Here is a 22,694-nt window from a genome sequence, read left to right as displayed (position 1 = left end):
GAGAGACCGATGAGCTATACCAATTTCACGCTGGACATCGACGCCGACGGCATCGCGCTGGTCACCTGGGACATGCCCGACCGGTCGATGAACGTTTTCACCGAAGAGGCGATGCTGGAGCTGAATTCCATCGTCGACAAGGTGGCGAGCGATGCAGCAATCAAAGGCGCGGTCATCACCTCCGGTAAGGATACGTTTTCCGGCGGTGCAGACATCACCATGCTGCAGAAGATGCTGTCGAAGTTCGCAGCCGACAAAGCCAAGGACCTGGACAAGGCGACCAAGGCGCTGTTCGACAATGCCGGTTATATGACCGGCCTGTTTCGCAAGCTGGAAACCTCAGGCAAGCCATGGGTGTCGGCGATCAACGGCACCTGCATGGGCGGCGCGTTCGAGCTGTCGCTTGCTTGCCATGGTCGTGTCGCGGCCGATTCCGACAAGGTCAGGATGGCGCTCCCCGAAGTGAAGATCGGCATCTTCCCAGGCGCCGGCGGCACCCAGCGCGTGCCGCGGCTGACCGACCAGCAGCAGGCGCTGCAGATGCTGACCTCCGGCCAGACGCTGTCGCCGCAGAAGGCCAGGTCGATGGGCCTGATCCACGAGATCGCCGAGCCGCAAAAGCTGGTCGAAACCGCCAAGGCCATGATCAAAAATGGCTTGAAGCCAGTGGCGCCGTGGGACGAGAAGGGCTTCAAGCTGCCCGGCGGCCCGATCTATTCGGTGGCCGGCGCCAATCTGTGGCCACCGGCCATCGCCATCCTGCGTCGCGAGACCTATGGCAACTATCCTGCTGCCGCCGCCATCCTGAAATGCGTCTATGAAGGCCTGCTGGTGCCGTTCGACACCGCTTTGCGCATCGAGCAGCGCTATTTCACCGAGATCATGCAGACAAGAGAAGCGGCGGCGATGATCCGCTCGCTGTTCGTGTCGCTGCAGGAACTGAACAAGGGTGCGCGCCGCCCGGCCGGCGTGCCGGAAACCAAGTTCAAGAAGATCGGCGTGCTCGGCGCCGGTTTCATGGGCGCCGGCATCGCCTTTGTTACGGCCAAGGCCGGCTTTCCGGTGGTGCTGCTCGACCGCGACATGGAAGCTGCCGCCAATGGCAAGGCGCATTCGGACAGCTTGATCTCGGATCAGGTCAGGAAGGGCCGCGCCAAGCCGGAGGACAAGGACAGGCTGCTGTCGCTTATCACGCCGACGGCCGACTATGCCGACCTCGCAGGCTGCGACCTGGTGGTCGAGGCGGTGTTCGAGGATTCGGGCGTCAAGAAGGACGCCACCGAAAAGGCGGAGGCCATGCTGAAGCCGGCGGCGGTCTTCGCGTCGAATACGTCCACCATCCCGATCACGTCGCTGGCGAAGAATTCGGCGCGGCCGAAGAATTTCATCGGCATCCATTTCTTCTCGCCGGTCGACAAGATGATGCTGGTCGAGATCATTTTGGGCAAGAAGACGGGCGACAAGGCGCTGGCCACAGCGATCGACTTCGTCCGCGCCATCAAGAAGACGCCGATCGTCGTCAACGACACGCGCGGCTTCTACGTCAACCGCTGCGTGCTGCGCTACATGTCGGAAGCCTACAAGATGCTCATCGAGGGCGTTCCGGCGCCGATGATCGAGAATGCGGCGAAGGCCGCCGGCATGCCGGTCGGTCCTTTGGCGCTCACGGACGAAACGGCGATCGACCTCGCGCAGAAGATCATGAAGCAGACCATGCGCGATCTCGGCGAAAACGCGGTCGACCCGAAGCAGATGGCGCTGATCAACACGCTGGTCGATACTCATGGCCGCTTTGGCCGCAAGAACGGCAAGGGTTTTTACGACTATCCGCAAAAGCCTGCCAAGAAGAAGTTGTGGCCGGGCCTGAAGGATCTCTATCCGCAGTTGGCGCCTGAAAAGGTCGACTATGAGGAACTGAAGCAGCGGCTCCTGGCCACCATTGCATTGGAGGCGGCCCGGGTGATGGAGGAGGGCATCGTCACCGATCCGCGCGAAGCCGATGTCGGCTCGATCCTCGCCTTCGGCTTCGCGCCCTTTACCGGCGGTGTGCTGTCTTACATCGACGGCATCGGCGCAAAGAAATTCGTCAAGATCGCCAAGGGTCTGCAGAAGAAGTACGGCGCCGAGTTCAAGGCGCCGAAGCTCCTGCTCGATATGGCGGAAAAGGGCGAGACTTTCTACGAACGCTTCGATCCCTATGCCAGGAGTGAGGCCAAGAAGGCGGCGTGACGCCGCCTTCTTGGTGGACAAGATCGCGGCCACCGGTTAGAACAGAAAAGGTATTTTTTCCTGTTCTGAAGGAGAGCAAAAGTGCTCTCGCATGACCGCGTATGGGCCGCAATCGATGCTCTCGCCGAGCGCTATTCGCTCTCGGCCTCGGGGCTGGCGAAGCGTGCGGGCCTCGATTCGACAGCCTTCAACAAGTCGAAGCGGCTGTCCTCGGACGGGCGGCCGCGCTGGCCGTCGACCGAATCGCTGGCCAAGATCATTGAGGCGACGGGCGCCTCGCTCGACGAATTCACGGGACTGGTCGAAGGCCGGGGCAAGCCCGGCCCCGGACCCCTGCCCGCACGGCGGTCTTCGGTGCCGCTGCTCGGCTTCGCCCAGGCCGGCGCCGGCGGTTTCTTCGATGATGCCGGCTTTCCGGCGGGGCAGGGCTGGGACCTGATCGAGCTTCCGGCACAGGCGACCGGAACCTCCTATGCGCTGCAGGTCCAGGGCGATTCCATGCTGCCGCTCTACCGCAACGGCGACGTGCTGATTGTCGAGCCGGGCGCTGCCACCCGCAAGGGCGACCGGGTCGTCGTCAAGACCAATGCCGGCGAGGTGATGGCCAAGGTGCTGGACCGTCAGACGGCGAAGTCGATCATGCTGGTCTCGCTCAATCCCGATCACCCGGACCGCGACATCCCCATGCGCGATGTCGAATGGGTGGCGCGGATTGTCTGGGCAAGCCAGTAAGGGCCGCCGGTGCGCCCGCTTCATGCAGTCGCCGCGGTGTTGACGATCCTGGCAATGGGGGCTGCGATTGCCGCAGGTGGCCGCGCCGTGCTGCATGACGAAAATGGGCGCGCCACGGCTCGGGCGCAGGCCGGCATCGCGGCGCAATCCCAAGCGCCTGCTACATCAGCAATTCCGCGACCCAAGGCGGCGGGGCCAGAGGCGCATTCCAGGGCCATCGATCCCAAGGTCGTCGCGCCGCCGCAGCTTCAACCCGAAGAGCTTGAACGGGTCGAGCCGCGCGCGCCGCTGAGTGATCTGGCGCTGGCCAGACCGCCCAAATCGAAAATGCCCGACGACTGGAACGGGACAAAACTGTTCCAGCCGATTGCAACTGCCGCCGGTGTGATCGAGGCCAAGGGCTACTCGGTCGCGGTTTCGGGTATCGACATCGTCACGCAGGACGAGACTTGCGCCGACGGCGGCAAGTCCTGGACGTGCGGCAGCCGGGCGCGAACGGCGTTCCGTGCTTTCCTGCGCGGCCGGGCGGTGGTTTGCGCGGTGCCGCCCGAAGGCGGCCGCGACCTGATCGCCGCCGAATGCCGCGTTGGCAACCAGGATGTCGGTCAGTGGTTGATCGAAAACGGCTGGGCGCGCGCAGCCAAAGGTGGCCCTTACGTCGAGGCCGGCGAGAAGGCGCGTACGGCGAGGAAGGGCATTTTCGGGCCGGCGCCCAGTCTCTCTGGCCTGCCTCCAGCACCAGCCCCTGTCGCGGCAACGCAGCCGACGCAGCCGATTCTCGATCCGTCTGCGACGACTACGCCGCCAACCGAGACGACGGCTACGCCGCCAGCTGACCAGCCAGCGCCTTCTGAATGAGCGCGCGGGTTTCTGCGATGCCGTAAAGGGCGGCGAAGGAACCGAAGCGCGGGCCGCGCTCCTGTCCGATTAAAACCTGGTAGATCATCTGGAAGAAGGCGACGGAGACGCCCGGCCCGCCCTCCGGGCTCTGCTTCGAATGGTCCTGATAGCGTTCGATCTTTCGCGCAACGTTGAGGGCGGCATTCTGGATCACCTCGCCATCGGCATCTGGCGGCAAAGCGGCGAGCGCGTCAGAGAGTTTCGTCAGCGCCTCGCGCTCGACCGCGTCGGCGGCCCGGTACACCTTGGCCGGCTTCACGAAATCGTCGAAATAGCGGATCGCATACTCGGCCAGCCGGTCGAGCTCGGGATGGGTCTTCGGCGTCACGCCTGATGTGTGGCGCGAAATGAACCCCCACAGCACGTCCTTGTTCTGGGCGTTCGAGGCACTGACCAGATTAAGCAGCAGCGCGAACGACACCGGCAGGTCGACGACAGGCGGGTTACCGTCATGCATGTGCCAGACGGGATTTCCCAGCCGCTCCTTCCACTCCTGCCGGCGATAGGCGGACAGAAAGGCGTAATACTCGTCCACCGCCTTCGGAATGACGTCGAAATAGAGCTTCTTGGCCTGCCGCGGCCGCTGGTACATGTAGAGCTCGAGGCTTTCGGTCGGCGCGTAGGTCAGCCACTCGTCTATGGTCAGTCCGTTGCCCTTCGACTTCGAAATCTTCTGGCCGTTTTCGTCCAGGAACAGCTCATAGACGAAATGCTCAGGCGCGCGCCCGCCCAGGATATTGCAGATACGGTCGTAGATCACCGCATTCGTCTGGTGGTCTTTGCCGAACATTTCGAAGTCGACGCCGAGCGCCGCCCAGCGCATGCCGAAATCCGGCTTCCACTGCAGCTTCACCCTGCCGCCGGTTATGGGCAGCGTGGTTTCGGTGCCGTCATCATCGAAGGTGATAGTGCCGGCCTTGGCGTCGACATGCTTCATGGGGACGTAAAGCACGCGGCCACTTTTGGGGGAAATCGGCAAGAACGGACTGTAGGTCGCCTGACGCTCCTCTCCGAGCGTCGGCAGCATCACGTCCATAATCTTATCGAAGCGTTCGGCAGCGCGCAGCAGAACGTCGTCGAAACGGCCAGCCTTGTAGTATTCCGTCGCGCTGGCGAACTCGTAGTCGAAGCCGAACGTGTCCAGGAAACGGCAAAGCATTGCGTTGTTGTGGTCTGCGAAGCTCGCATAGTCGCCGCCGAAAGGATTGGGGACGGACGAGAGCGGCTTGTGCAGGTGCGGCTCGAGTGCGGCGCGATCGGGGACGTTGTCCGGAATCTTGCGCATACCGTCCATGTCGTCGGAAAAGCACAAGATCTTGGTCTTGACCGTGTCCCGGGTAAGGACGCGGAAGGCGTGGCGCACCATCGAGGTGCGTGCGACCTCGCCGAAAGTACCGATGTGCGGCAGCCCCGACGGACCGTAGCCGGTCTCAAACAGGACGGTCTCGGGAAAGTCAGTGTCTTTGTAGCGCTCGACGATCTTCCTGGCTTCCTCGAACGGCCACGCCTTGCTTTCAGCCGCTGCCGCAAGCACCTCGGGATTGAGATCGATGATGTTTGATCCCGCCATGTCACTGTTTTCCAAATTGTTCGCCGGCATCGCCGCAAATAGGGGGCCGGAAGAGATTTTTTCCACCGGTCTCTAGGCGTGCCTGCCGTAGGCGTCAACGATCGCGGCTCTTTTTCCTTGCAGCGTCGGTGCCGCGTTCCTAACTTCGGAGCCCGTTTGAGGAGTTTTAAATGTCGTTGCCGCCGCATGAAGCCCTGATCTATCTGATGGTCATCACCTCCGCGTCCGATCGCGACATGACCGATGTCGAACTGGCGCAGATCGGCGACGTCGTCCGCTCATGGCCGGTGTTCGAGGACTTCGACAATGACCGGCTGGTCGGCGTCGCCCAGGACTGCCAAAAGATGCTGCACGAAAAGGACGGGCTGGAAGGCGTTTTGGCGCGCGTCGCTGAAGCACTGCCCGAACGCCTGCTTGATACCGCCTATGCCGCAGCCTTCGAGGTTGCGGCCGTCGACCTCGAAATGCGCTTGGAGGAGGTGAGGGTGCTGCAGCTTATCCGTCGCCAGCTCGATCTCGACACGCTCACCGTCGCAGCCATCGCCCGCGCCGCCAAAGCCCGCCTTCGCACGCTGACTTGATCCGGGCCCTGAAGGGTCAGAAGAAGCTGACCGGACCGGATCAGAAAAAACTGACCGGGAAATAGCGCAAATAAAATTCGGCGAAGATGCCCTTCACTGAGATCTGCTGCAGCGCGTAGTTGAATGCCGCGGCCAGCGCCGGATCGTTGGCCCTGGTGGCGATGGCCATTCCCGAGCCCAGATATTCTGGCGCCAGATAGGGGCCGCCGGCGAAGCGGCAGCATGCTGCGGCATCCGAACCGCCCAGCCAGAAGGCGAAGCGCATGCCGTCGCCGAAGGCGGCGTCGACCTTGCCGGCCTTAAGATCATCATAGAGTTCTTCCGGCCGGCCGAAGGGTACGACCTGAACGGTGCTGAAATAATCGCGCAGCATGCGCTCATGCGCGGAGCCGGCCACCACGCCGACGCGCCTGCCGCGCAGCCTGTCGAAGATCGGTTCCGCGAGCGCCTTTGTCTTCGGCATGATGAAGCGTGCCGGAAACTGCAGGTAGGAGCGCGAGAAGGCATATTTCGACCGCGACTCCGGCGTGGCGGCGATGCCGGCAATGATCGCTTCGCCTTCGCCCTTCTGCAGCGCCCCTTCGAGCTCGGCCCAGGGCAGTGCCTGGATCTGGCATTTTTCCGCGATGCCGAGTTCGGCGCAGATGGCGCGCGCCAGATCGACGTGGAAGCCGGACAGGCGGCCCGCCCCGTCGAGGAAGTTGAACGGCGGGAAATCGGTGGTGGTCAGGAATCTCAGACGCGGCAGCGCGGAAAGGTCAGGCTTCGGCAGCCGCTCCTTTGCATCCCACAGCACCGGCACTTGCGGCTCCGCGGCACGCGCTGCCGTGAGCCACTGTGCCCCCGTCATTGCCAGCATCAAGACGACGGGTATCCACCGAATTGCCACGATCGAGCTCCGCCCTGTCCTGTCCAATGTGGCTTTTGGTACGAAAATGACACAGGCACAACGGTTTTTGATTTCATCACGCCGATTTAGGGTTATGCTTGAGCGAGCTTGCAAACATGTGTGGCGTCGGCTGGAGGGTAGCTGCAAGGCGCTGCAAACAGAGAGGAGCAGGTTTGTAATCCGGGGTCGATGGCAAAGTGCAGGTAGCACTGGACCGTTGATCTTAACGCGGAAGGCAACATGGGGTAGATGTTGCGATGGGCCACTTCGATCGTACACTGGAATTCATAGATCAGCTGCAGCACGCCAACACGGCGGCCGCGGTCTGCGAAAAACTGCTTGGCATAACCTCGGAGTTCGGCCTGACGGCGCTGATGGCCGGAACGGTTCCGCAACCGGGCACGCCAAGAGGCCAGCAAAAGGACCATGTGCTGCTTTGCGAGTGGCCGGGAGAATGGCTCGAGCGCTATGTGGCGCGCAACTATGTCGACCACGACCCCGTCGTCAGCCACATGAAGCAGCTTCAGGCGCCGTTCCAGTGGCGGGAGGCGTCCCAGAGCATCCGCATCGACAAGAGCAGCGGCGAAGTGATGGGCGACGCCGGCGAATTCAAGCTGCGCGACGGTTTGGCCTTCCCGCTGGTTACGCTCGATGGCCAGATCGTCATGGTGTCGCTCGGCGGCGAAGCCGTCGAATTGTCTGGCGCCGATTTCGGACTGGTGTCGCTGGCCGCGACCTATGCGATAGGCCGTGCCATGCAACTCCACACGATGGCGGCCCAGACCATCGACCACGTCGAACTGACGCCGCGTGAGCGCGAATGCATGCAATGGGCCGCCGTCGGCAAGTCCGAATGGGAGATTTCACAGATTCTCGGCATTTCGGAACACACGTCAGAGAAACACCTTCTTAACGCCAAAAGCAAACTCGGTGCCGTCAACCGGGTGCAGGCGGTCGCGGAAGCGATAAGGCGCGGCTATATTAGCTAGCTCGGCCGTGCCGGCCTAGAAATTCTTGCCTACGTGATCGCGTAATTTTCTCGGGACAGCCCGGCCGTATCTTCCTATTGAACCTAGGAGACGGCAGATGCTTTTTTCCCTTACCACACAGGAACTTATGGAACGTCCCGACCTTTGGGAGGCCGTTCATCGTTTGCGCTACAAGATTTTCGTCGAGGAGATGGGCTGGACCGACCTGCAGCGCCCCGATGGCCTTGAGATCGATCAGTTCGACCATGACGAGGCGGTGCATCAGCTCGTCGTCCGCAATGGCGAACTCGCCGGTTATCAGCGGATGTTGCCGACAACGCGGGCGCATCTTCTGACCGAGGTGCTGGCGGACCTCTATGAAGGGACGCCGCCGTCCGGCCCGAACGTCTGGGAATTGACCCGCTACGCGGTGGCGCCGGGCTTTCGTGACGGCAAGCGCGGCGTCTCGACGGTCGGCACCGAGCTCATTGCCGGCTTCGTCGAGTGGGGGCTGAAGCGGAACGTCAACCAGGTGATCATCGAGTTCGAGCCGATGTGGGTCCTGCGGGCGCTGCAGTTGCACTTCCTGGCGAAGCCGCTTGGCTACCAGCGCACCTATGGCAACCAGCAGGTCGTCGCCACACTGCTCACCTTCAACGAGCATACGCTTGAGGTGGTGCGTTCTCGTCGCAGTCATTTCGCGCCGGTGCTGGCCAGGGGATATCCCGACAGGCTCGGAATGAGGCAGGCCTCGTGAGAATTGGAGACAGCCATGAACATCCACCCGCAAACAGAGTTTCGGAATCATACCCTGATTGTCACGGTGTCGTCGGAAGACGGCCGGCCAGTGCTGGACGGGCGAGCTTATGAAAGCCTGGCCAAGATCTTCCACGAAGCCGCAATCGACGATGATGTGCGCGTCGTGGTGCTGCGCGGCCTCGCCGGCTGCTTCTGCCTCGGCGGCGATTTTTCCGAATTCCTCGACGCCACCAAGCATCAAAGATTGATCGCCGCCGTCACCGACATGTTCCGCACGTTGGCGACGTTCCCGAAACCGGTCCTTGCCTGTGTCGATGGCGACGCCGTCGGCGTCGGCTGCACCATCCTGTTCCATTGCGACATGGTGATCGCATCTGATGAAAGCACGTTCCGGGTGCCGTTCGTCGATTTCGGCCTCGTGCCGGACGCGGCGACCAGCATCCTGGCGCCGCAGAAACTCGGTTATGCCGGCGCTTTCCGCTTCTTCTGCCTTGGCGACACGCTCAGTGCCGAGGACGCCAGGTTGCTTGGCCTGGTCACGGAGATCGTGGTGGGCGATGTCGAGGAAGCCGCACTTGGCAGAGCCAGGCAACTCGCCAAGAAGCCGGTCGCCGCACTGCTGCAGACGCGCGACCTGCTCAAGGGCGACACGGGCGCGCTCTGCGATCGCATTGACCAGGAGATTTCGCTGTTTCAGCAGGCTTTGCAGGACGATACCACGCTGCGGCGGCTGCAGCGGATTGCTCGGCTGGCGGCATGAGAAGTCATTCGGCAGAATGACAGGAACATCTGGAATCGTGCCGCGCGTCCTTGGGGCGCGCGGCACTGCTTCAGGCCTGTATTCCCAGGAACGAAGGCCCTTCCCCGATGATCTTCTTGTCTTCCTTGCCGATGGCGTCGAGATCGCGGCCGTCATAGGGAAGCGACAACAGGATGCGCCGGATGATGGCAAGTCGCGCGCGCCGCTTGTCGTTGGCACGCACGATGATCCAGGGCGCGAATTCCTCGTGCGTGCGTTCGAACATGACATCGCGCGCCTTGGTGTAGTCGTCCCATTTGGTGATGCCGGCAATGTCGATCGGCGAGAATTTCCAGCTCTTCAAAGGACTCCAGCGGCGATCGTGAAATCGCTCAAGCTGTGTTTCCCGACCGATGTTTAGCCAGAACTTGAAGAAATGGATGCCCTCGTTGCAGATCATCCGTTCAAAATACGGCGTCTCGTCCAGGAATTTCTCGTGCTGCTCCGGCGTGCAGAAGCTCATGACCGGCTCGACGCCGGCGCGATTATACCAGGAGCGGTCGAAGGTGACGAACTCGCCGGATGTCGGGAAGTGCGCGACATAGCGCTGAAAATACCATTGCCCGAGTTCGGTTGGGCTAGGCTTGGTCAGCGCTACGTTGCGCGCTGTCCTGGGGTTCATGTACTGGCGCAGCGCGAAGATCGTGCCGCCCTTGCCTGCGGCATCGCGTCCTTCGAACAGCGACATCACCCGCTTGCCCGTCGATTGCAGCCATGCCTGCGCCTTGACCAGCTCGATCTGCAGCCGCTCGAGCGTCTCGTCATACTCGTCGCTTTTCATTTTCTTGTCGTAGGGGTAGCCGCCGGCGCTCAGCTTGTTGTCTTCGACCCAGTCCGGAAGCTTTGGATCCTCGATGTCGAACTCGCGCTCCTTGCCGTCGATGCGGATCTTCAGCGGACCTGGAACGGGCGCGGCGGCATCTTCCTTGGGGTTTTTCATCGAGACGAACCTTTCCAGTTTCCGGACTCATGCTATTGGGAGCCTTACTGCATCGGCCTGAAAATCGGAATCGTTTTCGGAACGAACGATGCCGCAGATTAACAGTGGTAGGGCGTCCACTGTGCGTCCAATTGGACGCACGGCGCTCTAGGCCGGTCCAGCGGGAAGTTTGCACCCGGCCGGACCGGGTGGAGGAGTGCGCGCGAATGGCTGACATGGGCGGCACAGAACAGCGAAGCACGGCGCAACTGGTCGCCACTCGGTTGTGGAACAGCCGCTGGCTGCTGGCGGCCGGCATCGTCGCGGTCCTGACGGTCTATGGTTTCGCAGACATGACCGGCTACGTGGTGCTGCTGGCATGTGCCGTGCTGTTTGCCGCCGCGATGCTGCCGGCCGGCGTTGCGCGCCAGCCCGCGGAGGATGCCGCGGCGATCGAGGCGGGCGGGCTACAACAGCTGTCGGGAGAATATCTGGCGGCCGCCGTTGCCGATCCGCTGATCATCTTCGATCGCACCGCCACGATCGTCCATGCCAACGCCGCCGCCTTCGCCGCCTTCGGTGGCATCGCACCGGGCATGTCGCTGTCGCTGAAATTCCGGGCGCCCGAGATGCAGGCCTTGCTGGACAGTATTTTATCGGGCGCCGCCGCTTCGGATGTCGTTGACTATACCGAAAAGCTGCCGGTCGAACGGGCCTACCGGGTGAGTGCGTCTTCGGTCGGTCACGGTACCGACTTCTATGTGCTGGTCTTCAAGGACCAGAGCGAGGCACGCCGCATCGACCGGATGCGGGCCGACTTCATCGCCAATGCCAGCCATGAATTGCGCACCCCGCTCGCCTCGATCTCCGGTTTCATCGAGACGCTGCGCGGCCCGGCCCGCAACGACCCGGCGGCGCGCGAGCAGTTCCTGCAGATCATGCAGAACCAGACCGGCCGCATGGCGCGCCTGATCGACGACCTGCTGTCGCTGTCGCGACTGGAAATGAAACCTTATCTGAAGCCGGGAACTGAGGTCGATCTCCGCCAGACCCTCGACAGCGTCATCGATTCGCTGGGGCCGCTTGCCAGGCAGAACGGTGTTGCCATAGAGCGGGATTTCGCGGAAGGGCCGCTCAATGTGCCGGGGGATCGCGATGAACTTTTCCAGGTTTTCGAGAATCTGCTGGAAAACGCCTGCAAATACGGACAGTCGGGTGGACGTGTCGTGGTGACGATTTCTCATAGCGACGACGGTCCCGAACCGGGCATCGACGTCACCATCCGGGACTTCGGTCCCGGCATTCCCGAGGAGCACATCCCGCGCATCACCGAACGCTTCTACCGCGTCGATGTCGAAAACAGCCGGACCCAGAAAGGCACCGGGCTTGGCCTGTCCATCGTCAAGCATATCCTGACGCGCCACAACGCCAGGCTCTCAATCAAGTCGGAGGTCGGCAAGGGCGCAGCTTTCACGGTGCATTTGCCGGCGCACTGACGCCTCACTACCTAAGAACGCGTCGGCCGAAAACCGGAAGATTTTAGGACAGCCGGATGCGTGGATACGGGACTTAGGGCGTACTCTGTCTCCAAGTGGACGCACGTCGCTCTAACGGTTTCTTTTTTCTGTCATCCGGTTAGCGTATCAGCGGGGATTCGAGGAAACGACTCGGACCAGAAGACCCCGGGAAGGCATCTCTATGCAGTCCGTGCACATCGTCAGCGCCTATGACGAGGAGCTGAAATATCTGTCGAAGCGCATCGCCGCGATGGGCGGGCATGCCGAACGCATGGTCGAACAGGCGATCGCGGCCCTGGTCAACGCCGACCCCGGTCTTGCCCAGAAAGTCATCCGTGACGATGCCGTTCTGGACGAAGGGCAGCGCGAGATCGACGACAAGGCGATCATCATCATCGCCAAGCGCCAGCCGATGGCGACGGATTTGCGCGAGATCGTCGGCGCGATCCGCATCTCGGCGGACCTCGAACGGGTCGGCGACCTCGGCAAGAATGTCGCCAAGCGCGTGGTTGCCGTCATAGAAGGGCGCCAGCCGACCAGCCTGTTCCGCGGCATTGAGGCCTTGGCCGACCTGGCGTTGACGCAGCTCAAGGAAGTGCTCGACGTCTACGCGTCGCGCTCGGTGGAAAAGATCGGCTTGGTGCGTGATCGCGATGATCAGATCGACGCCGTGTACACCTCGCTGTTTCGCGAGTTGCTGACGTACATGATGGAAGATCCGCGCAACATCACGCCTTGCACGCACCTGCTGTTTTGCGCCAAGAATATCGAGCGGATCGGCGATCACGCCACCAATATCGCCGAGACGATCTACTACATCGTCACCGGCGACCAGATGCCGGCCGAGCGGCCGAAGGGCGACAAGACAGACAAGATTGTGCTTCCCGTAACGCTACCGGCGAAGTGAACGGCTGCCTCTCGAACCCATTGCTGATTTAGGCTAAGCTTTACCGAACGTTCCTGATCCTGACCCGAGGCCATGCCTCCAGGAGGTAGCGATGGAAACCGTTCGGAACCTGACGCCGGCCCCGCCGACATCGGCCATCGTCGCTTCCAGCGTCTATACCGCCGGCCGGCGTGTCGCCGACATTCCGATCGAGGAAGCTGGCGAATGGGCCAAGAAGCCAGGCCATGTCGTCTGGATCGGCCTGCTCGAGCCGGACCGCAACCTGTTGCTTCGCGTCCAGGCGCAATTCCACCTGCACGATCTGGCGATCGAGGACGCCGAGCATCCGCATCAGCGGCCGAAGATCGAGCAATATGGCGATGCGTTGTTCATCGTTGCCCGCACGGCTCAACTGATCGACAGGCGCGTCACCTTCGGCGAGACGCATCTGTTTGTCGGCGCCGGCTACATCGTCAGCGTCAGGCACGGTCCGTCGACTTCTTATGCCGCCGTTCGCCAGCATTGGGAAAGCTGCCCGCATTCGCTAGCCAAGGGCGAGGATTTCGTCCTCTATGCCATTCTCGATTTCATCGTCGACAACTACATGCCGGTGCTCGAGCAGATCGAGGACGAGGTCGAGGTGATCGAGGACAGGGTCCTGCTGAAGCCGATGACCGGCTCCGACATAGAGCGGCTCTACATGCTGCGCCGCGATCTCTTGCGCCTGCGCAACGCCGCGCTGCCGCTGGTGGAAGTCTGCCGCCGGCTGACCAGCGCCGACCTGCCGCAGATCCATGCGGCCATGCACCCGCTGTTCCGCGACGTCACCGACCACATCCGCACCGTCCAGGAGAAGATCGACAGCTTGCGGGAGGTGCTCGCATTTGCCTTCGAGGCGAGCCTCCTGGTTGGCCAGAGCCAGGAAACGGCGATCACCAAGAAGCTCGCCTCATGGGCTGCAATCCTGGCGGTGCCGACGGCGCTCGCAGGCATCTACGGCATGAACTTCAACGACATGCCGGAACTTAGGATGGAATATGGCTACCCGGTCGTTCTGGGAGCGATTATTTTGGTCTGCTCGGTTCTCTACTGGCGCTTCCGCAAGAGCGGCTGGCTGTGAAGAAAGCGAATAGGGAATAGGGCAAGAAACGACTTGCGCCTTTCGCAAAGGCTATTCGCTATTCAGCGACTGCGCCGCCGCTCCGAAGCGGGCTGAAACGCAATGCGAGCGTGGTACTTGCAATAGGGTCCGGTTTCGGCCGCGTCGTTGCCGCAGAAATGGAACTCTTCCGAAAGCGGATCGCCATTCGGCCATTTGCATGTCCGCTCGGTCAACTCGACGAGTTGCAAATGCCGCGAGATCGGCACGACGACGTTCTCGACCGGACGGACGTAATGACGCGCCACCGGTACGGTGTCGAATTGCGCCTGCAGCGCGGTCGCGCCGATCGACGTGGTGATATGCCGCGCGGTGCTTGCCGCCCGCGACACCGATTTCTGGACGCTCGATCCTTGCACGCTCTTCTTCTGGCGTGCCGGCGTGGCGGTCGAGCGTCCGCGGCCCGACAGTTTCAGCCGATGCACCTTGCCGATGACGGCATTGCGGCTGACGCCCCCGAGCTGTGCGGCGATCTGGCTGGCGCTCAGTCCCTCCGACCACAATTTTCTAAGAAGTTCGACCCGCTCGTCAGTCCAATTCATGAGACCGCGCTCCTGCTGAAATGTGCGGCGATCGGAATCCTTCCACGATCCGGCTTCCGCCGGGCAGACACCACATATATCGGGTGATTAGGTCCGCCGCACGAAATCTAGTTATTTCTCGACTACAATTACCTTATGCGCTGACTCAGTGACAAGAGTCTGAGGGCCAACACGAATCAGTTTTTTCGGTTTTCCCCAACTTGCCCGGTCGCTGATGAGCCGGCGTCTCGCTGGAGAGCTTGCCGCGCGTCCTTGCGCGACCTTTTCGTTGACTTCATGGCCGAAAAACACGATAAGCCGCAAGGCCGCCGCTTTGGCGGCTTTTTGATTTTCCGGTTCCGGAGACGCATATAATGAGCGGTTCGGCGCTTTTCGAGACCTTTACCCGCGCACCCCTGGCCTTCGACCATGGGGAAGGCACTTGGCTGGTCACCGACAAGGGCGAGCGATATCTCGATTTTGGCGGCGGCGTCGCCGTGAATTCGCTGGGCCATAGCCATCCGCATCTGGTCTCGGCACTCACCGAGCAGGCGGCCAAGGTCTGGCATGTCTCCAACCTCTACGAGATTCCGGGGCAGAGCCGTCTGGGCGAGCGGCTGGTCGACGCCACCTTCGCCGACAAGGTGTTCTTCACCAATTCCGGCGCCGAGGCGCTGGAATGCGCCATCAAGACGGCGCGGCGCTATCACTTCGTCAAGGGCCATCCCGAGCGCTTTCGCATTATCAGCTTCGAAGGCGCCTTTCATGGCCGCACGCTGGCGACCATCGCCGCCGGCGGCCAGTATAAATACCTGGAAGGCTTCGGACCCAAGGTCGAAGGTTTCGACCAGGTCGGCTTCGACGACATCGACGCCGCCGAAAAGGCGATCACATCAGAGACCGCCGCGATACTGATCGAGCCGGTGCAGGGCGAGGGTGGCATCCGCCCCGTGCCGACGCAGTCGCTGAAGCGGCTGAGGCAGCTCTGCGAACAGCATGGCCTGCTCCTGATCTTCGATGAGGTCCAGTGCGGCATCGGCCGCACCGGAAAACTGTTCGCGCATGAATGGGCTGGCGTCACGCCCGACATCATGGCGGTTGCCAAGGGCATCGGCGGCGGCTTCCCGATGGGCGCCTGTCTCGCCACCGACGAGGCGGCCGTCGGCATGACCGCCGGCGTGCACGGCACGACTTTCGGCGGCAATCCGCTGGCGATGGCGGTCGGCAACGCCGTGCTCGACGTGGTGCTGGAAGACGGCTTCCTGGAGGAGGTCCAGCGCAAGGCGTTGCTGCTGAAGCAGGGGCTGGCGGGCGTCGCCGACGAGTTTCCTGACATCATCGAAGACATCAGGGGCACCGGCCTGATGCTCGGCCTGAAATGCGCCGCACCCAACACCAAGGTGAACATGGCGTTGCGCGACCAGCATCTGCTTGCGGTTCCGGCCGGCGACAACGTTCTTCGCCTGCTGCCGCCGCTCACCGTCACCGACGCCGAGATCCATGAGGCGCTCGACCGCATCCGTGCCGGCGCCCGGGGCCTGGCCGATGCCATCGCCGCGGCTGCCGCGAAGTAACAGTCGAAAGACCCCAAATGAGCCTTCGCCATTTCACTGACCTTTCCGCTGTTTCCGAGGGCGATCTGCGCTTCATGCTGGACGATGCCGTGGTGCGAAAGGCAAGGCTCAAGGCGGGCGAGCGGACAAAACCGCTCGAAGGCAAAGTGCTGGCGATGATCTTCGACAAACCGTCGACGCGCACGCGCGTGTCCTTCGACGTCGGCATGCGCCAGCTCGGCGGCGAGACCATCATGCTGACCGGCACCGAGATGCAGCTCGGCCGCTCCGAAACCATCGCCGACACGGCCAAGGTGCTGTCGCGCTATGTCGATGCGATCATGATCCGAACCACATCGCATGACCGGCTACTGGAGCTGACCGAGAACGCCACCGTTCCCGTCATCAACGGGCTGACCGACGATACCCACCCCTGCCAACTGATGGCCGACATCATGACCTTCGAGGAGCATCGCGGTCCGGTCGCCGGCAAGACAATCGCCTGGACCGGCGACGGCAACAACGTGCTGCATTCCCTGCTGGAGGCATCGGCGCGGTTCCGCTTCAACCTCAACGTCGCCGTGCCGGAAGGCAGCGAGCCGGCGCAGAAGCATGTCGATTGGTCGACGGCGCATGGCGGCAAGTTGCACTTCACCCGCTCGCCCGAGGAGGCGGTCCACGAGGCCGACTGCGTCGTCACCGACTGCTGGGTGTCGATGGGCCAGGAGCACCGTGCTCGCGGACACAATGTTTTCTCACCCTACCAGGTCAATGCGGCGCTGATGGCGAAGGCAAAGCCGGACGCATTGTTCATGCACTGCCTGCCGGCGCATCGCGGCGAGGAGGTCACCGACGAAGTCATCGACGGGCCGCATTCGGTAGTGTTCGATGAGGCCGAGAACCGGCTCCACGCCCAGAAGGCGGTTTTGGCCTGGTGTCTGGGCGCTTGATCCGGGCCACCTTGATCCGGCACTGCGTGGTGCCTATCTCAGGCGCATCACGCAAATCGAGCGCGTTTCGACGCATGCGCCCCGGAGGGCGGCATGGCCGCGCCCTGGAGCTTTGTCATGTTGGAAACTCATCAATTGGCTGAACAACAACCCAAACTCGGCGAATTCGGCTACGCCGGCGACGATCATGTCGTGCCCTTCGAGGTCGGCCCGCTCGACGTGCGCGGCCGCACCGTCCAGCTCGGACCGATGCTCGACGCGATCCTCAGCCGTCATGACTATCCCGAGCCGGTCGCTCGCCTGCTGGCGGAAGCCTGCGTGCTGACGGTGCTGCTCGGCACCTCGCTCAAGTTCGAAGGCAAGTTCATCCTGCAGACCCGCACGGACGGACCGGTCGATATGCTGGTGGCGGATTTTTCGACGCCGCATGCGCTACGCGCCTACGCGCGCTTCGACGCCGACCGGCTGGAGGCTCTGACGTCTGCCGGCGAGACTTCGCAGCAGACGCTGCTCGGCAGCGGTGTCCTGGCGCTGACGATCGACCAGGGCGCCCACACGCAGCGCTATCAGGGCATCGTCCAGCTCGACGGCGAGACGCTGGAGGAGGCCGCGCGCACCTATTTTCGGCAGTCGGAACAGATTCCGACCGATCTCAGGCTCACCGTGGCCAAGCTGTTGACGCCCGGCGTCGGCGGCGCCCGCGAGCAATGGCGTGCCGGTGGCATCCTGGCGCAGTTCCTGCCGCAATCGCCGGACCGCATGCGCGTGCCCGATCTTCCGGGCGGCGATGGCGATCCGCGCCAGGAGATCCACGATCCGGCCGACAATTCCTGGCAGGAACTGCTGGCGTTGCTTGGCACCATCGAGCCGACGGAACTGATCGACCCGACGATCGGCGCCGAGCGGCTGCTTTACCGGCTGTTCCACGAGCACGGCGTGCGCGTCTTCGGCGGCGTACCGGTTGCCGACCTGTGCTCATGCTCCAGGGAGAAGATCCGCGGCATTCTCGGAGGCTTCTCCGCCGACGAGATCAGGGACAGCACCGAGGATGGCGGCATTCACGTCGCCTGCGAATTCTGCTCGAAACAATATGACTTCGACCCGGCGGAATTTGCCGCCGCGCAATAACGAGCGTCAGTGCTGCCTATCTGCCCGCTGGCATTCTTCCAATGGAAGTAGGAATCGCCAAATACCGAGTGCGGTGCCTTCGCAGAACTTGGGTTCCTCGCCCCACGGAGTGGAGCCACCTCTCCCCCCGCTTCGCGAGGGCGAGGAACCCAAGTGAGCGTCAATTGACGGTGCGCCGCGTGCCCGGCAGGTCGAGCGAAAAGGCGGGGATGGCGACGTCGAACGTCTCGCCCTGCTTGTTGCGCATCGTGTAGTGGCCGACCATGATGCCGGATGGCGTTGAGAGCGGGCACCCAGACGTGTATTGATAACTGTCGCCGGGGTTGAGTTCGGGCTGGTCGCCGACAACACCGGCGCCGCGCACTTCCTCGACCCGGCCGGTGCCGTCGGTGATGTGCCAATAGCGTGACAGAAGCTGCACGAATTCATCCGACTGGTTGTCGATGGTCACCTGGTAGCCCCAGACATAGCGGTTCTCCGACGGGTCGGAGCGATCTTCCAGATAGAACGGCCTGACCTGTACTTCGATGTTGCGCGTAACGGCGCTGTACATAGACTACTCCACAATATGTAGACGGAACTTTCGACCCTCTCCGCAGTCTGGTCAACGGGGTGCTTCCCGTCGCTGCCCGCCTCCTTTGCGCGCAGGTGCCGAAGAACAATGTCATTTAAGTGACACATGACAATGATGGTGTGCAGGGCCGGGCGACTCAGCATTCTGTCGAACTGTTGAAACGGCTTTCATGCGGCCGGTTTTTTTTCTGGAGTGACCAGATATCGATGGAATTGACAGTCACAGCCGCCTTCCTTTCCACAGCTCTGCTTCTTGTCAATCTCGCCAGCATCCTGCTCGCTTCGTTGAAGCTGAAGCGGCCTGGCAGGATCACGCCGCCAGCCGGCAAGGCGCCGCCGGTGTCGGTCGTCGTGCCGTCGCGCGGCGTCGAACCGTTTGCCGAGGAAACGCTCGAGCGCGCCTTCTCTCTCGACTGGCCGCGCTATGAGCTCATCTTCTGCGTCGCCCACGCCGACGACCCGGTGGTCGGGCCGATCACCGACGCGATCGCCCGCTTTCCGGCCGTGCCGGCCCGGCTGCTCGTCGGCGACGACCGCATCAGCGGCAATCCGAAACTCAACAATTGCGTGAAGGGCTGGGAGGCAGCGCGCCACCGCTGGGTCATCCTTGCCGATTCCAACGTCCTGATGTCGAGGGACTATGTCCAGCATCTGATGGCGGCATGGCGGCCGGACACTGGCCTTGTCTGCTCGACGCCGATCGGCTCGCGGCCGGACGGGTTCTGGGCGGAAGTCGAATGCGCTTTCCTCAACACGCTGCAGGCGCGCTGGCAATATACCGGCGAGGCGCTCGGCCTCGGTTTCGCCCAAGGCAAGAGCATGTTGTGGAACAAGCCCATGCTCGACGCCAATGGCGGCATCCGTGCGCTTGCCGCTGAGATCGCCGAGGATGCCGCCGCGACCAAGCTGGTCAACGGGCTTGGACTACGCGTCAATCTCGTCGCCTCGCCCTTCGAGCAGCCGCTCGGTTTGCGCACGTTTGGCGAAATCTGGTCGCGCCAGGCCCGCTGGGCACGCCTGCGCCGGGTCACCTTCCCCCTGTTCTTCGCGCCCGAAATATTGGTCGGCGCGGCGCCGCCGCTGGTGCTTGCGCTGATTGCTGCGGCCGGCGCCGGCTTCAGCCTGTCGGCAACCGCCGTCGCCGTGCTGGTAGTCGCCTATCTCCCGGAATGCGCTCTCGCCTCGGCCAAGGGCTGGCACCTGTCGCTGCGCATGATCCCGGCGATGGTTGCGCGGGACGTGATGCTTCCCGCCATCTGGGTGCGCGGCTGGCTCAGCGGTGCCGTCGACTGGCGCGGCAACACGATGACCATCCACACCAGCGCCGGTGTGGAATTGGAAGAGACCCCGTCGGGCGCCTGACCGCGCTTGGCTTGATGATTCGAGCGAAGCCGTTCGGCGCGTATCTCTATCTGGCGGCTTTCAGTGCCTGGTCGATGTCTTCGATCAGGTCATCTGTGTCCTCCAGGCCAACGGACAGCCTGAGCGTGCCTGGCCCGATGCCGAGTTCGGCACGCGCCTCATCGCTCAGATTCTTGTGCGTCGTCGTCGCCGGATGGGTGATCAGGCTCTTGGCATCGCCGAGATTGTTAGAGATCAGCACGATATCGAGCGCGTTCTGGAAGGCGAAAGCCGCCTGTTTGCCGCCCTTGACGTCGAGGCAGATCAGCGTCGAGCCGCCCGACATCTGCTTCTTGACGACCGCCGCTTGCGGGTGATCGGCGCGGCCGGGATAGATGACGCGGGCGATCTCCGGCTGCTCGGCGAGGAAGTCCGCGATCCGGCCGGCACTTTCCGTCTGCTGGCGCACGCGCAGCGGCAGCGTTTCCAGGCCCTTCAGCAGCGTCCAGGCATTGAACGGCGAGAGGCTGGGACCGGTGTGGCGGAAATAGTCGTGCAGGTTCTCGTCGATCCACTTCTTGTCCGACAGGATGACGCCGCCGAGACAGCGCCCCTGGCCGTCGATGTGCTTGGTCGCCGAATAGACGACGATGTGGGCGCCGAGCTGCAACGGCTTCTGCTGTAAGGGCGTGGCAAAGACGTTGTCGACGATCAGCCGCGCTCCGATCGAATTCGCAAGTGAGGCGACGGCTGCGATGTCGACGACTTCCAGCGTCGGATTGGTCGGGCTTTCAAGGAAGAACAGCTTTGTGTTGGGCCTGACCGCCTTTTCCCAATTGGCGATTTCGGTGCCGTCGACCAGCGTCGCCTCGATGCCGTATTTCGGCGCAAGCGTTTCGACCACCCAGCGGCAGGAGCCGAACAGCGCGCGCGCCGCCACGATGTGGTCGCCGGCCTTGGCGCTGCACAGCAACGCCGCTGTGACCGCCGCCATGCCGGATGCTGTGGCGCGGGCATCTTCGGCACCTTCCAGCGCACACATGCGCTTCTCGAACATGTCGACCGTCGGATTGGCATAGCGCGAATAGATGAAGCCCGGTTCCTCGCCCTTGAAGCGGGCTTCCGCCGCCTGCGCCGTGTCGTAGACATAGCCTTGCGTGAGATACATCGCCTCGGACGTTTCGCCGAAGCCGGAACGCAGCGTTCCTGCATGCACGAGGGCGGTCTGAGGCTTCCAGTTGCGCTTGTTGCTCGTCATCACCTTGTTCCAAACACCAAAAATGGTCCAAACACAAAAAAACCGGCCGCGAAAGTCGCAACCGGTCCATACGGCCTTTCGGCCCGACGGTCCTTTAGCGACTTGTTTAACGTGGCTGCAAGCCGACCGGCCAAATCACCACGGGATAATGACCCTTTAGACCTGCACCGCGCTTGCGTCAATTGCCGGCATGATTAAGAGGTTGTACCAGCAGGTTCCGTGGCAAGGACCTGCAACAAAACGAGACCTCGCCCGGCCTTCGAGCGGAGCCAGACTTTGCGGCAGACAGGCATTCTTCCTGATCAGGACATTTCCGCGCTGTTCCAGTCGGGCGCGCTGAAGTCGCCGCGCGCGCTTGATGCCGACCAGGTCCAGCCGGCCAGCCTCGACCTCAGGCTTGGCGACAAGGCTTGGCGGGTGCGCGCCTCCTTCCTTCCCGGCCCCAACCACAGGGTTGCTGAAAAACTCGACCGTCTGAAGCTGCACGAAATCAATCTCGCCGATGGTGCGGTGCTGGAGACGGGCTGCGTCTATATCGTGCCGCTGCTCGAGAGCCTGGCGCTTCCGGCAAGCATCTCCGCCTCCGCCAACCCGAAGAGCTCGACCGGACGGCTCGACATCTTCACCCGCGTGATGACCGATCGTGGCCACGAGTTCGACAAGATCGCTGCCGGCTACGACGGCCCGCTCTATCTGGAGGTCAGCCCGCGCACCTTTCCGATCGTCGTCCGCGCCGGCTCGCGGCTGTCTCAGATCAGGTTCCGCACCGGCAATGCGCTTTTGTCGGAAAGCGAGCTGCACGAATTGCACCGTGCCGAGACGCTCGTCGCCACCGAGCCACCGAATATTTCCGGCGGCGGTATTGCGCTGTCGATCGACCTCGATGGCGACAAGGACGGGCTGGTCGGCTACCGCGGCAAGCACCACACCGGCCTGGTCGATGTCGACAAGCGCGCGGCACAGGATGTCGTCGATTTCTGGGATCCGCTCTACAAGAGCGGCGCCGGCGAACTGGTGCTCGATCCGGACGAATTTTATATCCTCGTCAGCCAGGAAGCGGTGCATGTGCCGCCGCTCTACGCCGCCGAGATGACGCCCTTCGATCCGCTGGTTGGCGAATTCCGTGTTCACTATGCCGGTTTCTTCGATCCGGGCTTCGGCCATTCGGCGGCCGGCGGTACCGGCAGCAGGGCGGTGCTCGAAGTGCGCAGCCACGAAGTGCCGTTCATCCTCGACCATGGCCAGATCGTCGGGCGGCTGGTTTACGAGCACATGCTGAAGCGGCCGCAGGCGCTCTACGGCACTGATCTCGGCTCGCACTACCAGGCACAGGGCCTGAAACTGTCCAAGCATTTCCGCGTCGCACGCTGATCGCCGATTAAATCAGACTGTGCTTGCCTGACCTTGTAGGCCGTGCTTGGTTGTGCCCAACCGTCAAGGTGGTTGGAACCAAGGGAACAAG

At 62.7% G+C, this 22,694-nt stretch carries 21 protein-coding genes and 1 riboswitch; of the genes, 15 read left to right on the top strand and 6 right to left on the bottom strand.

Annotated features, from left to right (window positions below; all coding sequences use genetic code 11):
* Nucleotides 1-9: 9 nt before the first annotated feature.
* From AC0L3I_RS03915 to AC0L3I_RS03905, 3 genes are all read left to right on the top strand, one after another.
* Nucleotides 10-2,229, top strand: coding sequence for a 3-hydroxyacyl-CoA dehydrogenase NAD-binding domain-containing protein (locus AC0L3I_RS03915; protein ID WP_473526053.1), 2,220 nt, complete (start codon nt 10-12; stop codon nt 2,227-2,229).
* Between the two features lie 81 nt (nt 2,230-2,310).
* Nucleotides 2,311-2,961: a S24 family peptidase gene (locus AC0L3I_RS03910; protein ID WP_123146562.1), complete on the top strand. Its 651-nt coding sequence runs from the start codon at nt 2,311-2,313 to the stop codon at nt 2,959-2,961.
* A 9-nt stretch (nt 2,962-2,970) separates the two neighbouring features.
* Nucleotides 2,971-3,819: a thermonuclease family protein gene (locus AC0L3I_RS03905; protein WP_473526052.1), complete on the top strand. Its 849-nt coding sequence runs from the start codon at nt 2,971-2,973 to the stop codon at nt 3,817-3,819.
* Here the strand turns inward: AC0L3I_RS03905 and AC0L3I_RS03900 are convergent.
* On the bottom strand, nt 3,782-5,431 hold the full coding sequence (locus AC0L3I_RS03900) for a lysine--tRNA ligase (RefSeq protein ID WP_123147398.1): 1,650 nt from the start codon (nt 5,429-5,431) through the stop codon (nt 3,782-3,784). The two genes, AC0L3I_RS03905 and AC0L3I_RS03900, sit on opposite strands and share 38 nt — an antisense overlap.
* 170 nt (nt 5,432-5,601) lie before the next feature.
* On the opposite strand from AC0L3I_RS03900, the gene AC0L3I_RS03895 reads away from it, so the two are divergent.
* Entirely contained in the window at nt 5,602-6,012 is a 411-nt protein-coding gene (locus AC0L3I_RS03895) for a tellurite resistance TerB family protein (protein WP_473526051.1), read from the top strand.
* 40 nt (nt 6,013-6,052) lie between these two features.
* On the opposite strand, the gene AC0L3I_RS03890 is transcribed toward AC0L3I_RS03895, so the two are convergent.
* Entirely contained in the window at nt 6,053-6,871 is an 819-nt protein-coding gene (locus tag AC0L3I_RS03890) for a transporter substrate-binding domain-containing protein (RefSeq protein WP_473484515.1), read from the bottom strand.
* Between the two features lie 287 nt (nt 6,872-7,158).
* On the opposite strand from AC0L3I_RS03890, the gene AC0L3I_RS03885 reads away from it, so the two are divergent.
* The 3 genes from AC0L3I_RS03885 to AC0L3I_RS03875 all read left to right on the top strand — a co-directional run bounded on the left by AC0L3I_RS03885 (nt 7,159) and on the right by AC0L3I_RS03875 (nt 9,388).
* Nucleotides 7,159-7,890: a helix-turn-helix transcriptional regulator gene (locus tag AC0L3I_RS03885; RefSeq protein WP_095493549.1), complete on the top strand. Its 732-nt coding sequence runs from the start codon at nt 7,159-7,161 to the stop codon at nt 7,888-7,890.
* A 97-nt stretch (nt 7,891-7,987) separates the two neighbouring features.
* On the top strand, nt 7,988-8,626 hold the full coding sequence (locus AC0L3I_RS03880) for an acyl-homoserine-lactone synthase (protein WP_095493548.1): 639 nt from the start codon (nt 7,988-7,990) through the stop codon (nt 8,624-8,626).
* A gap of 15 nt (nt 8,627-8,641) precedes the next feature.
* Entirely contained in the window at nt 8,642-9,388 is a 747-nt protein-coding gene (locus tag AC0L3I_RS03875; protein ID WP_123146566.1) for an enoyl-CoA hydratase-related protein, read from the top strand.
* 70 nt (nt 9,389-9,458) lie between these two features.
* Here the strand turns inward: AC0L3I_RS03875 and ppk2 are convergent, their stop codons facing one another.
* Nucleotides 9,459-10,367 carry a polyphosphate kinase 2 gene (ppk2, locus tag AC0L3I_RS03870; protein WP_473526050.1) on the bottom strand — a complete coding sequence of 303 codons (909 nt, stop codon included), beginning with the start codon at nt 10,365-10,367 and terminating at the stop codon, nt 9,459-9,461.
* 206 nt (nt 10,368-10,573) lie between these two features.
* On the opposite strand from ppk2, the gene AC0L3I_RS03865 reads away from it, so the two are divergent.
* The 3 genes from AC0L3I_RS03865 (at nt 10,574) to AC0L3I_RS03855 (ending at nt 13,869) form a co-directional block, all read left to right on the top strand.
* On the top strand, nt 10,574-11,842 hold the full coding sequence (locus AC0L3I_RS03865) for a sensor histidine kinase (protein WP_473526049.1): 1,269 nt from the start codon (nt 10,574-10,576) through the stop codon (nt 11,840-11,842).
* A 202-nt stretch (nt 11,843-12,044) separates the two neighbouring features.
* Entirely contained in the window at nt 12,045-12,770 is a 726-nt protein-coding gene (gene phoU, locus AC0L3I_RS03860; protein WP_473483750.1) for a phosphate signaling complex protein PhoU, read from the top strand.
* Between the two features lie 91 nt (nt 12,771-12,861).
* On the top strand, nt 12,862-13,869 hold the full coding sequence (locus AC0L3I_RS03855) for a magnesium and cobalt transport protein CorA (RefSeq protein ID WP_473526048.1): 1,008 nt from the start codon (nt 12,862-12,864) through the stop codon (nt 13,867-13,869).
* Nucleotides 13,870-13,931: 62 nt separating this feature from the next.
* Here the strand turns inward: AC0L3I_RS03855 and AC0L3I_RS03850 are convergent, their stop codons facing one another.
* Nucleotides 13,932-14,450 carry a GcrA family cell cycle regulator gene (locus tag AC0L3I_RS03850; RefSeq protein ID WP_095493542.1) on the bottom strand — a complete coding sequence of 173 codons (519 nt, stop codon included), beginning with the start codon at nt 14,448-14,450 and terminating at the stop codon, nt 13,932-13,934.
* A 353-nt stretch (nt 14,451-14,803) separates the two neighbouring features.
* Here AC0L3I_RS03850 and AC0L3I_RS03845 point away from each other — a divergent pair, with 353 nt between their 5' ends.
* From AC0L3I_RS03845 to AC0L3I_RS03835, 3 genes are all read left to right on the top strand, one after another.
* The gene (locus AC0L3I_RS03845; RefSeq protein WP_473526047.1) at nt 14,804-16,003 is read left to right on the top strand and encodes an acetylornithine transaminase; all 1,200 of its coding nucleotides are present in this window, start codon (nt 14,804-14,806) and stop codon (nt 16,001-16,003) included.
* 17 nt (nt 16,004-16,020) lie between these two features.
* Entirely contained in the window at nt 16,021-16,932 is a 912-nt protein-coding gene (gene argF, locus AC0L3I_RS03840) for an ornithine carbamoyltransferase (RefSeq protein WP_123146572.1), read from the top strand.
* 93 nt (nt 16,933-17,025) lie between these two features.
* Nucleotides 17,026-18,060, top strand: a complete 1,035-nt coding sequence (locus AC0L3I_RS03835; RefSeq protein WP_473526046.1) for an Hsp33 family molecular chaperone — start codon at nt 17,026-17,028, stop codon at nt 18,058-18,060.
* A gap of 160 nt (nt 18,061-18,220) precedes the next feature.
* Here the strand turns inward: AC0L3I_RS03835 and apaG are convergent, their stop codons facing one another.
* Complete coding sequence (apaG, locus tag AC0L3I_RS03830) at nt 18,221-18,613, bottom strand: Co2+/Mg2+ efflux protein ApaG (RefSeq protein WP_473526045.1); 393 nt, start codon at nt 18,611-18,613, stop codon at nt 18,221-18,223.
* A 227-nt stretch (nt 18,614-18,840) separates the two neighbouring features.
* Here apaG and AC0L3I_RS03825 point away from each other — a divergent pair, with 227 nt between their 5' ends.
* Nucleotides 18,841-19,995 (top strand): ceramide glucosyltransferase, encoded by a 1,155-nt coding sequence (locus tag AC0L3I_RS03825; protein ID WP_473526044.1) that lies wholly within the window; start codon nt 18,841-18,843, stop codon nt 19,993-19,995.
* 46 nt (nt 19,996-20,041) lie between these two features.
* Here AC0L3I_RS03825 and AC0L3I_RS03820 read toward each other — a convergent pair whose 3' ends face one another.
* On the bottom strand, nt 20,042-21,232 hold the full coding sequence (locus tag AC0L3I_RS03820; protein ID WP_473526043.1) for an O-succinylhomoserine sulfhydrylase: 1,191 nt from the start codon (nt 21,230-21,232) through the stop codon (nt 20,042-20,044).
* 74 nt (nt 21,233-21,306) lie between these two features.
* Nucleotides 21,307-21,384: riboswitch (SAM riboswitch) on the bottom strand.
* A gap of 124 nt (nt 21,385-21,508) precedes the next feature.
* On the opposite strand from AC0L3I_RS03820, the gene AC0L3I_RS03815 reads away from it, so the two are divergent.
* Nucleotides 21,509-22,603, top strand: a complete 1,095-nt coding sequence (locus tag AC0L3I_RS03815) for a 2'-deoxycytidine 5'-triphosphate deaminase (protein ID WP_473526042.1) — start codon at nt 21,509-21,511, stop codon at nt 22,601-22,603.
* Nucleotides 22,604-22,694 lie beyond the last annotated feature (91 nt).

The sequence above is a fragment of the Mesorhizobium sp. WSM4840 genome (assembly GCF_055811755.1).
Note: the sequence above shows the minus strand (reverse complement) of the source record. Positions and strands in the feature narration are given on the sequence as shown.